General features: G+C 51.0%; 9 protein-coding genes and 1 tRNA gene. All 10 read left to right on the top strand.

Features of this window, described 5'->3' with window-relative positions; genetic code table 11:
- The first annotated feature begins 231 nt into the window (after window positions 1–231).
- The 10 genes from dnaA (at window position 232) to BMW41_RS09600 (ending at window position 11579) form a co-directional block, all read left to right on the top strand.
- Entirely contained in the window at window positions 232–1617 is a 1386-nt protein-coding gene (gene dnaA / locus BMW41_RS09555) for a chromosomal replication initiator protein DnaA (RefSeq protein WP_074649881.1), read from the top strand.
- 258 nt (window positions 1618–1875) lie between these two features.
- Window positions 1876–2991, top strand: a complete 1116-nt coding sequence (dnaN, locus tag BMW41_RS09560) for a DNA polymerase III subunit beta (RefSeq protein ID WP_031472061.1) — start codon at window positions 1876–1878, stop codon at window positions 2989–2991.
- A 56-nt stretch (window positions 2992–3047) separates the two neighbouring features.
- Entirely contained in the window at window positions 3048–3263 is a 216-nt protein-coding gene (locus BMW41_RS09565; protein WP_031472063.1) for an RNA-binding S4 domain-containing protein, read from the top strand.
- A gap of 4 nt (window positions 3264–3267) precedes the next feature.
- Window positions 3268–4434 (top strand): DNA replication/repair protein RecF, encoded by a 1167-nt coding sequence (gene recF, locus BMW41_RS09570; RefSeq protein ID WP_074649882.1) that lies wholly within the window; start codon window positions 3268–3270, stop codon window positions 4432–4434.
- The gene (gene gyrB / locus BMW41_RS09575; RefSeq protein ID WP_031472067.1) at window positions 4431–6365 is read left to right on the top strand and encodes a DNA topoisomerase (ATP-hydrolyzing) subunit B; all 1935 of its coding nucleotides are present in this window, start codon (window positions 4431–4433) and stop codon (window positions 6363–6365) included. Before recF ends, gyrB begins: the two co-directional genes overlap by 4 nt.
- 20 nt (window positions 6366–6385) lie before the next feature.
- Window positions 6386–8920, top strand: a complete 2535-nt coding sequence (gyrA, locus tag BMW41_RS09580; protein WP_074649883.1) for a DNA gyrase subunit A — start codon at window positions 6386–6388, stop codon at window positions 8918–8920.
- A 176-nt stretch (window positions 8921–9096) separates the two neighbouring features.
- Complete coding sequence (locus BMW41_RS09585) at window positions 9097–9768, top strand: Crp/Fnr family transcriptional regulator (protein WP_083378877.1); 672 nt, start codon at window positions 9097–9099, stop codon at window positions 9766–9768.
- 90 nt (window positions 9769–9858) lie between these two features.
- On the top strand, window positions 9859–10701 hold the full coding sequence (locus BMW41_RS09590; RefSeq protein ID WP_031472073.1) for a fumarate hydratase: 843 nt from the start codon (window positions 9859–9861) through the stop codon (window positions 10699–10701).
- 88 nt (window positions 10702–10789) lie between these two features.
- Window positions 10790–11353: a Fe-S-containing hydro-lyase gene (locus BMW41_RS09595; RefSeq protein WP_038287926.1), complete on the top strand. Its 564-nt coding sequence runs from the start codon at window positions 10790–10792 to the stop codon at window positions 11351–11353.
- A 136-nt stretch (window positions 11354–11489) separates the two neighbouring features.
- Window positions 11490–11579: transfer RNA gene (locus tag BMW41_RS09600), tRNA-Ser, on the top strand.
- The last annotated feature ends 221 nt before the right edge of the window (window positions 11580–11800 follow it).

The raw sequence follows: 11800 nt of genomic DNA on the forward strand, positions 1-11800 counted from the left end.
CAACAATATCCACGTTTTAAAATTCTATTCTTTTTTCAAGGGTTTCCACCGGTAATCCACCGTTTTTTACTCAACTTATCCACAGTTTATCCCCAAAATGTGGATAAACTCATTGAAAAATTGTGGACAGTACGATAGAATACTCGTTAGATTGGGTAAGTGTCCTCCCACGCAGTTCCGAAACCGGAGCCTGCGTTTATTTCGTATATTTCAAATTGTCAGGAGTTAGACATGGGAAAATTAGAACAAATCAATTCGAAATGGCAGAATGTTCTGGACCATATGATCGAATCCCAGGGGATCAGTCAGGTCTCCGTCCAGACATGGCTGCTGCCGATGAAACCGGTTGCGTATGATGAATCTTCCGACGTTCTCTCGATTCTGTGCCCGGATGTCCATTTTCTCTCTTTTATGGAGAAGAAATACAGCATCACACTTCCGGTCTCCATCGAGACCGTCGCGGATATTCACTGTACCGTCCGTTTCGTAACGGAGGACATGCTGTCCCCGGCAGGCAGTGAGGAAAAATCTGCGCCGAAGAAGCCGGATCCGGCTTCTTCCCAGATGGACGCCCGGGTAAAAGATGCCAATCTGAACCCGAAGTACACCTTTGAGACCTTCGTCGTCGGAAAGAACAACAACTTTGCCCATGCTGCGGCGCTCGCGGTCGCGGAATCTCCGGGCAATATGTATAATCCGCTGTTTATCTACGGAGGCGTGGGACTCGGAAAAACGCATCTGATGCACTCCATCGGTCATTTTATTCTGAAAAACAATCCGGATGCCAAAGTGCTCTATGTCACCAGTGAGAAGTTCACCAACGAGCTGATCGACGCCATCCGGAACAAGGATAATATCTCCACCACGGAGTTCCGCAACAAATACCGCAACAACGACGTTCTGCTGATCGACGATATCCAGTTCATCATTGGAAAAGACAGTACGCAGGAGGAGTTCTTCAATACCTTCAATGCGCTGTACGAAGCCCAGAAGCAGATCGTCATTTCTTCGGATAAACCGCCGAAACAGATCGAAACGCTGGAAGAAAGACTGAAGTCCCGTTTCGAGCAGGGCCTCACCGTCGATATCCAGTCCCCGGATTATGAGACCCGAATGGCGATCCTCCGGAAAAAGGAGGAGATGGACGGCTTCAATATTGATAATGAAGTCATCAAGTTCATCGCCAACAACATCAAGTCCAATATCCGTCAGCTGGAAGGCGCGCTGACCAAGGTTGTCGCTCTCAGCAAGCTGAACAAGCAGGAAATCACGGTCGAACTCGCCGAGGAAGCGCTGAAAGACCTGATTTCCCCGAATGAGAAGCACGAAGTGACGCCGGAGCTGATCCTGAACGTGGTCGCAGACCATTACGGCATCACCCCGAACGACATCATTTCCCAGAAGCGCAGCCGTGAGGTCGTCGTTCCGCGCCAGATCGTCATGTATCTGTGCCGCCAGATGACGTCCACACCGCTGAAAACCATCGGCAACTACCTCGGCGGACGCGATCACACCACGATCCTTCACGGTCAGGAAAAGATCGCCCAGGACATCACTTCCGATGAATCGCTGAAGAATACGATCGACGTGCTGATCAAAAAAATTAATACACAGTAAAATGTGAACGGCCGGTGTATCGGCTGTGGACAGTGTGGACTCATTTTTGCCCCTGATTTCGGCGTGTGAACATCTGTGGATTATCCCCGGTAATCTGGGATATTTATCCACCGTGTTATCAATCGCGGAACAAATTGAATTTTGTGGGTTTTGAGGGATTTTCCACCAATTCACAGCCCCTACTGCTTTTAAGACTAAAATCTTTTTATTCCTATCCGTTATACCTGCCGTTTTTCGCGAAAGGAGTTATCAACCGCTATGAAACTGATCTTCAAAAAGGACGATCTGATGAGCGCGATCAATATCGCCGCGAAAGCTGTTCCTTCCAAAACAACCATGACCATTCTCGAATGCATCCTGATCGATGCAGCCGGATCGGAAATTCTTCTGACCGGCAACGATACCGAGTTCGGTATCGAGACACGCGCGGAAGGTACCATTGAAGAACATGGAAAAATTGCTCTCGAGGCAAAGCTGTTTTCCGAAATCATCCGCAAGCTTTCCGGCGAGGATGAGATCATCATTGAGTCGGATGAAAAGCTGGTGACAGAGATCCGCAGCGGAAAGTCGCTTTTCCGCATTCAGGGTCAGGATCCGGAAGAGTATTCCTACATTCCGCATATTGAGCGGACAAATTACATCTGCATTTCCGAGTTTACGCTCAAGGAAATCATCCGTCAGACGATCTTTGCAATCTCTCCGAATGACAGCAATAAGATGATGACCGGTGAATATCTTCACGTAGAAGGCGATAAGCTGAGTCTTGTTTCACTGGACGGTCACCGTATGGCGATGAGAAATATCACCTTAAAGGATAAGTACAGCGATGTTTCCGCCATTCTTCCGGGAAAAAATCTGAACGAGATTTCCAGAATTCTCGGTGACGAGATCTCGGAAGACGTCATGATTTATTTCGATCAGAATCATGCCATGTTTGAATTTGAAAATACCACCGTTGTGACGAGACTCATCGACGGAGAATATTTCCGCGTCGGACAGATGCTGACCAGAGAATATGAGACCAGAGTGACGATCAACCGCCAGAACTTCCTTTCGGAGATCGATAAGGCGACGATCCTGATCCGTGAATCCGACAAAAAGCCGGTGGTATTCAACATTACGGATGGCGAACTTCAGATCCGTCTGAATTCCACTTACGGTTCCATGAATACGGAACTTCCGGTTCAGAAGACGGGAAGCGATCTCATGATCGGCTTCAATCCGACCTTTTTCATGGATGCGCTGCGCAACATTGACAGCGAGGAAGTGACTCTTTACATGATCAATGCCAAGTCCCCGTGCTTTATCCGGGATGAGGAAGAAAGCTACATTTACCTGATTCTTCCGGTTAATTTCAACTCCGCGGATATCTGATCGGGAGAAGCAAAAATCCGGCTCGTGCCTGAGCCTTGAAGAAAAAAGGAGAGTTTATGCAGATTTTTAAACTGAGATCCAGTGATGAGTTCATCAAGCTGGGCCAGGTCATCAAGGCGGCCGGCTGGGTGGAATCCGGCGTGGATGCAAAGTTTGTGATTCAGGACGGTCTGGTGGAAGTCAACGGAGAGACCGATACGCGCCGCGGAAGAAAAATCGTGGCGGGGGATCTGATCACGTTTGACGGCAAGGAACTGAAAGTAGTGAAGTGATTTCATGAAGATAGAGTCGATTGATCTGAAAAATTTCCGGAATTACGGCGATCTCCATCTGAAATTCAGTGACGGGATCAATGTGTTTTACGGAGATAACGCGCAGGGAAAGACCAATGTTCTCGAGGCAATTTATATGTGCGCGACATCCAAGTCGCACCGGGCTTCCCGGGAGCGGGAAATGATCCGGTTCGGCGAGGAGGAATCCCATCTTCGGATGGGGATCCGGAGAGACGGTGTTCCCGGGCGGATCGACATCCATCTTCGAAAGGCGCGTTCACGGGGAATTGCCGTCGGAGGTATTCCGATCCGGCGTGCTTCGGAGCTGTTCGGTGTGATCAATGTGGTATTTTTCTCACCGGAAGATCTCGGGATTGTGAAAAACGGTCCGGCGGACCGGCGGCGTTTTGTCGATATGGAACTCTGCCAGCTCGACCGGATGTATGTTCACTCCCTGGTCAGTTACAGCAAAGTGCTCCAGCAGCGGAATCAGCTTCTGAAGGAGCTGTATGTTCATCCGGATCTGGAAGCGACGCTTCCGATGTGGGATGAACAGCTCGTCCGCTACGGCACGGAAGTGATCCGGGCAAGGAGGGAATTTGTCCGGGATCTGAACGGGATTTTAGAGGATATTCATATTCGTTTATCCGGGCACAAGGAAAAGCTTGTCATTCGCTACCAGCCGGATACGGAGGAAGCGGAATTTGCCGAACGGCTCCTCGCCGGACGGGAGAGTGACCGTCGTCAGAAGACGACGATGACCGGTCCGCACCGGGACGATCTTGGATTTTTTGTCACGACGATTTCCGGGCCGGAAGAAAATCCGTCCGACCGCGAGGCAATCAATATCCGGCGGTTCGGTTCCCAGGGACAGCAGCGAACGGCGGCATTGTCCCTGAAACTGGCAGAAATTGAGCTGGTAAAGCGGAGAATCGGCGACAGTCCGATCCTGCTTTTGGATGACGTGCTCTCCGAACTGGACTCGGGACGGCAGGAAAATCTGCTGCGGGTTCTGCAGGGGATACAGACGTTTATCACATGTACAGGATTAGATGATTTTATAAGCCATTCGTTTCACATTGACCGTCTCTTCCGGGTGACCGGAGGACACGCCGAAGAAGCGGATCCGGCTGACAGTAAGGCAGCATCAGAGGAGGAAACTGACAGATGAGTTCAGACGATTTAAAAAAGATTGACGATTACAGCGCAGACCAGATCCAGATTCTGGAAGGTCTGGAAGCTGTCCGAAAAAGACCGGGAATGTACATCGGAAGTACATCGGTCCGCGGTCTTCATCACCTGGTTTATGAGATCGTAGACAATTCTGTCGATGAGGCTCTCGCCAAATTCTGTACAGAGATTCACGTCACGATCAATCCGGACAATTCCATCACCGTCGTGGACAACGGACGGGGAATTCCGGTCGATATTCAGAAAAAGGCCGGAAAGCCGGCGGTAGAGGTTGTCTTTACCATCCTTCACGCGGGCGGTAAGTTCGGCGGCGGCGGATATAAGGTATCCGGCGGTCTTCACGGCGTCGGCGCGTCGGTTGTAAACGCGCTGTCCGACTGGCTCGAAGTTGAGGTGCGGCGTGACGGCAAGCGCTACGGTCAGCGCTATGAGCGCGGAAAGACCATGTATCCGTTAAAGGAGCTCGGAACCTGTTCGCTGGAAGACCATGGAACGACGGTTACCTTTAAACCGGACGGAACCATTTTCGAGACGACGGTCTATGATTTCAATATTCTGAAGACCAGACTCCGTGAAACCGCTTTCCTGACCAAAGGACTGAAGATCACGCTGACGGATGACCGCGAGGAAAAACATGAGTCCGTATTCCACTATGAGGGCGGAATCAAGGAATTTGTCCAGTACCTGAATAAGAGCAGCCAGCCGTTATATGATTCGATCATCTACTGCGAGGGCATCCGGGACAAGGTAATCGTGGAAGTGGCGCTTCAGCACAACGATTCCTATTCCGAGAACATTTACACGTTCGTCAATAACATCAATACGCCGGAGGGCGGAACACACCTGAGCGGTTTTAAGAGCGCCATCACCAAGACTTTTAATGATTACGCGAGAGCCAACAAGCTTTTAAAGGACAGTGATCCGGCTCTGGTGGGCGAGGATATCCGTGAGGGTATGACGGCGATCATCTCCGTCAAGATCGAGGATCCGCAGTTTGAGGGACAGACCAAGCAGAAGCTCGGCAACAGCGTGGCCCGCTCCGCGGTTGATCAGATCGTCTCCGAACAGCTGACGTATTTCCTGGAGCAGAATCCGGATGTGGCGAAGATCATCTGTGAGAAATCGATTCTTTCCGGCAGAGCGAGAGAGGCGGCGCGGAAAGCGCGTGAGATGACCAGAAGAAAGTCAGCACTGGACGGTCTGGCCCTTCCGGGCAAGCTTGCCGACTGTTCGGACAAAGATCCGAAAAACTGCGAAATCTTCATCGTCGAGGGAGACTCCGCGGGCGGAAGCGCAAAAGATGCGCGAAACAAGGCAACACAGGCGATCCTTCCGCTTCGCGGAAAGATTCTGAATGTTGAGAAGGCAAGACTGGACCGCATTTACGGCAATGCCGAGATCCGCGCCATGATCACGGCGTTCGGAACCGGTATTCATGAGGATTTCGATATCTCGAAGCTCCGCTACGACAAGATCATCATCATGACCGATGCCGATGTCGACGGTGCGCATATCGCAACACTGATGCTGACCTTCATTTACCGCTTTATGCCGGAACTGATCCATCAGGGACATGTATATCTGGCACAGCCGCCGTTATACAAAGTCGAGAAGAACAAGCGCGTATGGTACGCATACAGCGATGAAGAGCTGGAATCCATCATGCAGGAGATCGGCCGCGATCAGAACAACAAGGTTCAGCGATACAAGGGACTCGGTGAGATGGATGCCGAGCAGCTCTGGGAGACAACCATGGATCCGGAAAGACGTGTTCTTCTCCGCGTCAACATGGACAATGATGACCAGAGTGAGACAGATCTGACGTTCTCGACGCTGATGGGCGATCAGGTCGAGCCGCGCCGTGAGTTTATCGAAGCAAACGCGAAATACGTTAAGAATCTGGATATTTAAGCCGTACACTGGAGGACATAATGGAACCAAATGTTTTTGATAAAATTCAGGAAGTTGATCTGAAAAAGACGATGGAGACGTCCTACATCGATTATGCGATGAGCGTTATCGCTTCCAGAGCGCTTCCGGATGTAAGGGATGGTCTGAAGCCGGTTCAGAGGCGAGTGCTCTATTCCATGATCGAGCTGAACAACGGACCGGATAAGCCGCACAGAAAGTCCGCCCGTATTGTCGGCGACACCATGGGTAAATATCACCCGCACGGCGATTCATCCATCTACGGTGCCCTGGTTTACATGGCGCAGAAATGGAACGAGCGTTATCCGCTGGTGGACGGACACGGAAACTTCGGATCCGTGGACGGCGACGGCGCAGCGGCGATGCGATACACCGAGGCCAGACTCTCCAAGATTTCCATGGAGCTTCTGGCGGATATCGGAAAAGACACTGTCAATTTCATGCCGAACTTTGATGAGACGGAAAAGGAGCCCACTGTACTGCCGGCCCGTTTTCCGAATCTTCTGGTAAACGGTGCAACCGGTATCGCTGTCGGAATGGCGACCAATATTCCGCCCCACAACCTTCGTGAGGTTATCGGCGCGGTAGTCAAAATCATCGACAACCAGGTCGAGGAAGACCGCGACACGGAGATCGATGAGGTCATGGAGATCGTCAAGGGACCGGATTTCCCGACCGGCGCGACCATTCTCGGCCGCAGCGGCATTGAATCCGCTTACCGGACCGGCCGCGGCAAGATCCGTGTCCGCGCGGTATACAATATCGAGACCATGCCGAACGGAAAGAGCCGGATTATTGTGACGGAACTTCCGTATATGGTCAATAAAGCAAGACTGATCGAGAAGATCGCCAGCCTTGTCCATGAGAAAAAAATTGACGGCATCACCCTTCTGCGCGATGAATCCAACCGTGAGGGAATGCGGATCAATATCGAGCTGAGAAGAGATGTCAATGTCAATGTCGTTCTCAATCAGCTGCTCCGCCATACGCAGCTGCAGGATACCTACGGCGTCATCATGCTGGCGCTCGTGGACAATCAGCCGAAGGTTATGAACCTTCTTCAGATGCTGGAGCTCTATCTGAAGCATCAGGAGGATGTGGTCACCAGAAGAACCAGATACGACCTGAATAAGGCAGAGGCGAGAGCTCACATCCTCGAAGGACTTCTGAAGGCACTGGATCACATTGACGAAGTCATCCGCATTATCCGGGCGAGCGCCAATGTTGCCGAGGCGAAGGAACAGCTCATCGCGTCCTTCCAGTTTACCGATGAGCAGGCACAGGCGATCGTAGACATGCGTCTGCGCACTCTGACCGGTCTGGAGCGCGATAAGCTTATGGCCGAGTATCAGGAACTCATGAAGAGAATTGAAGAACTGCGTGCGATCCTTGCAGACCGCAAGGTTCTTCTCGGCGTTATCAAGAAAGAAATTTTGGAAGTATCCGACAAGTACGGCGATGACCGCCGCACCGAGATCGGCTATGATGAGTTTGACATTCAGGATGAGGATATGATTCCAGACGATGATGTGGTTGTAACCATGACGCATCTCGGATATATCAAGAGAATGACCGCAGATAATTTCCGCAGTCAGAACCGCGGCGGAAAGGGAATCCGCGGCATGCAGACGATTCAGGATGACTACATTGACGATCTTCTGATGACAACGAACCGGCATCCGCTGATGTTCTTTACTAACAAGGGACGCGTATACCGCATCAAGGCGTATGAGATTCCGGAGGCGGGAAGAACCGCAAGAGGAACCGCGATCATCAACCTCATTCCGCTCCAGAAGGAAGAGTATGTCACCGCGTTTGTGGCAGCGGGCGAACTGGATGAAGACCAGAAGTATCTGACCATGGCAACCAAGCGCGGAATCATCAAGAGAACCGCTGTCTCGGAATATGCAAATGTCCGGAAGAACGGTCTTCAGGCCATCGTGCTTCGGGAAGATGATGATCTGATTGAGGTTAAGGCAACCAACGACCGGGAAGATATCTTTATGGTCAGCAAACACGGTATGTGCATCCGCTTCCATGAGACCGATGTCCGCGTGACGGGCCGTGTCTCCATGGGCGTTATCGGCATGCGCATCGATGAGGATGACCAGATCGTCGGTATGCAGCTGGAGAGTCAGGGTGAAGATCTCCTGGTTGCATCCGAGTACGGTTACGGCAAGAAGACGCCGATCAGTGAATTCCGTGCACAGAACCGCGGCGGCCGCGGCGTGCTCTGCTACAAGATTGTCGAAAAGACCGGCAATCTGATCGGCGCGAAAATTGTCGATGACAGCCGTGAGATCATGCTGATGACCAACGAGGGCATTCTGATTCAGATGACCGTCGAAGGCATTTCCCGCATCGGGCGCAACACGTCCGGTGTCAAACTGATGGATATTGACCGGGAGAACGGAATTACCGTTGCCGGAATTGCCAAGGTGCGCACCAGCGATGATACCGATGACGATATGATTGAGCCGCAGGAGGAATCCGGAGAGGAAACGGCTTCCGAAACGGAAAGTGAAAACGAAGAATAATAAAACATAATCAGGCAGCTCTCGCGGTTTTCCGGCGGGAGCTGTTCCTGCAGAAAAAACGAAAACCATCACCGTGCCTGCACGGGCGGACCGGTGACGGGATAAGAACATGAAACACAAAGTTTGGAGTGTTTGCTTGCAAATCCGTGTTTTACGGAAATAGGTAAGGATAACAGATGGAAATTCTGGCATCATTTTGGAAAAAATGTGCGCTGTTTCAGAGAATCCCGGACCCCATGATCCGGGAGTTTCTGGAGAAAAACGGTGCGGGGATTCTGTCGCTGAAAAAAGGGGAAATGGTTTTTCATGAGGAGGATGAACCGAAAGGCATCCTGATTCTGCTTTCCGGAAGCATCGTCGTCGGAAGCAATACTCTCTCCGGAAAGCGGCAGATTGTGACAACCATTGACCGGCCGGGAGAAATCTTCGGAGAAGTCTTTCTGTTTATGCGAAAAACATGCTATGGTCATTATGCGGAGACACAGAAGGACTCCCGTATTCTCCGGATTCCGGAGCGGGTTCTGATGGAACCGGGAGAGGTGAACAGCCGTATTCTCGAAAACATGCTGTCGATTTTGGCGTCAAAGGCGTTTTATCTGAACCGGAGACTGCAGATTGTCACCTGTTCTTCGCTTCGTCAGAAGATCGCAAAGACCATCGCCATGTCTATCGGCGGGGATTTCAGCAGACCCTATACTGCGGGAAGAGAGGAACTTGCCGACTTTATCGGCGCGGCCAGACCCTCTGTCTCACGGGAACTGATGAATATGCAGCGGGAAGGTCTGGTTCGCGTGGAGGGAAGAAAAATCTTTCTCGCCGGACCGGAAGCTCTGGATATGCAGGAATAACCGGAACCGTTTTTGGACATAATGTTCCGGAAAATGTTTCCGGAACAACACAGAAGAAACAAAAAACAGACAGGGAGGCAACAGGAGACGATGAGAAACATCCAGGTTTCCGAGATCACAGATCAGATTAAAGAGATGTGTATTGAGGCAAATTACGAACTTTCCGGCGATATGAGAGCCTGTTTTGCAAAGGCGGCTTCCGCGGAACAGTCACCAATCGGGAAAAAGATTTTTTCGCAGTTGGAAGAGAATCTCGAGATTGCAAAAAATGATATGATCCCGATCTGTCAGGATACCGGCATGGCCGTCATTTTCCTGAAGATCGGTCAGGATGTCCATTTTGAGGGAGGCGATCTTTACGCTGCGGTCAATGAGGGCGTTCGGAGAGGATACACCGATGGGTATCTCCGAAAGTCGGTTGTCGCCGATCCGATTGAACGGGTGAATACCAAAGACAATACGCCGGCAATCATTCACTGTGAGATTGTTCCGGGCGAACAGGTGGACATCACCGTTGCGCCAAAGGGATTCGGAAGCGAGAATATGAGCCGCGTATTTATGCTGAAACCGGCAGATGGCCTGGAAGGGGTAAAAGAGGCTGTTCTGACAGCAGTAAGAGACGCGGGACCGAATGCCTGCCCGCCGATGGTGGTCGGCGTCGGAATCGGAGGCGATTTCGAAAAATGTGCCGAGATGGCCAAGCATGCCCTCACCAGAGACCTGAACGAAGAATCGCCGGTACCGTATGTGCGTGAGATGGAAAAAGAACTTCTGGAACGGATCAACCGGATGGGAATCGGTCCGGCGGGACTGGGCGGAACCGTGACGGCACTGGCGGTCAATGCAGAGACCTACCCGACGCATATTGCCGGGCTTCCGGTCGGAGTCAATATCTGCTGTCATGTCAATCGCCATGCGCACCGTGTTATCTGAGCATTCGGAAAAGCAGAACTGTGTACAGTCCCGGTGACGGGCCGGGAGAAAGGAAATCCGGTGAACGGATCACCGGAGGAGGAAGAAGATGGAAAATGACATCAGAATTAAAGCACCGTTCGATAAAAAAACGGCGGCATCTCTCCGTGCAGGGGATTTTGTAAAAATCACAGGCACCATCTATACTGCAAGGGATGCAGCACATAAAAGAATGATCGAAACACTGGACCGTGGAGAGAAACTTCCGTTTGATCTCCGCGGGCAGATTATCTATTATATGGGTCCGTCTCCGGCCAGAGAAGGGCGGCCGATCGGTTCAGCAGGACCGACAACGGCTACCCGAATGGACAAATATGCGCCCCGTCTTCTGGATCTCGGTCAGGCAGCCATGATCGGCAAGGGAAAGCGCAGCAAGGAAGTAATGGACGCGGTCAAACGGAATCAGGCCGTATACTTTGCGGCAATCGGAGGAGCAGGCGCGCTGCTTTCCAAATGCATCCGTGCTTCGGAGGTGATCGCCTATGATGATCTGGGTACTGAGGCCATCCGGAAACTTACCGTGGAAGATTTTCCGTGTATTGTGGTTGCGGACTGTGAGGGCGGTAATCTCTATGAGACAGCGGTAAAAGAGTATTGCAGAGAAGAAATGTAAATGATTCGGGCAGAATGGCTTATGCATTCTGCCTGAAAAAAATACAGAAAGCAGTTGACACACCATAAGGCATCGGATATAATGATTTTGCTTTGGCGGAATGCCAGAGAACAACTGAATATTCATTCAGAAGTTCGGAGAAATACTCAAGAGGCCGAAGAGGCGCCCCTGCTAAGGGTGTAGGTCGGGTAAAACCGGCGCGAGGGTTCAAATCCCTCTTTCTCCGCTTTCTTTTTTTCTCCCAAAATGCAATTCGGTCCGATTCCGGTCTGAAACAATGCGGAGATTGAGAGCAAAAACGGCTTTCAAAAATAAAAAGAAAAAAGTTGTTGACAAACGACAAAAGCTTTGGTATTATGAATGAGCTGTCGCCGAGAGGCAACAACAAAGAACATTGAAAACTGAACAGTATATAAAACCCTGAAAATTCCAAGAACAAAGGCCGAT

Origin of the sequence: [Clostridium] aminophilum (genome assembly GCF_900101295.1) — a bacterium.
Lineage (GTDB): Bacteria > Bacillota > Clostridia > Lachnospirales > Lachnospiraceae > Clostridium_R > Clostridium_R aminophilum_A.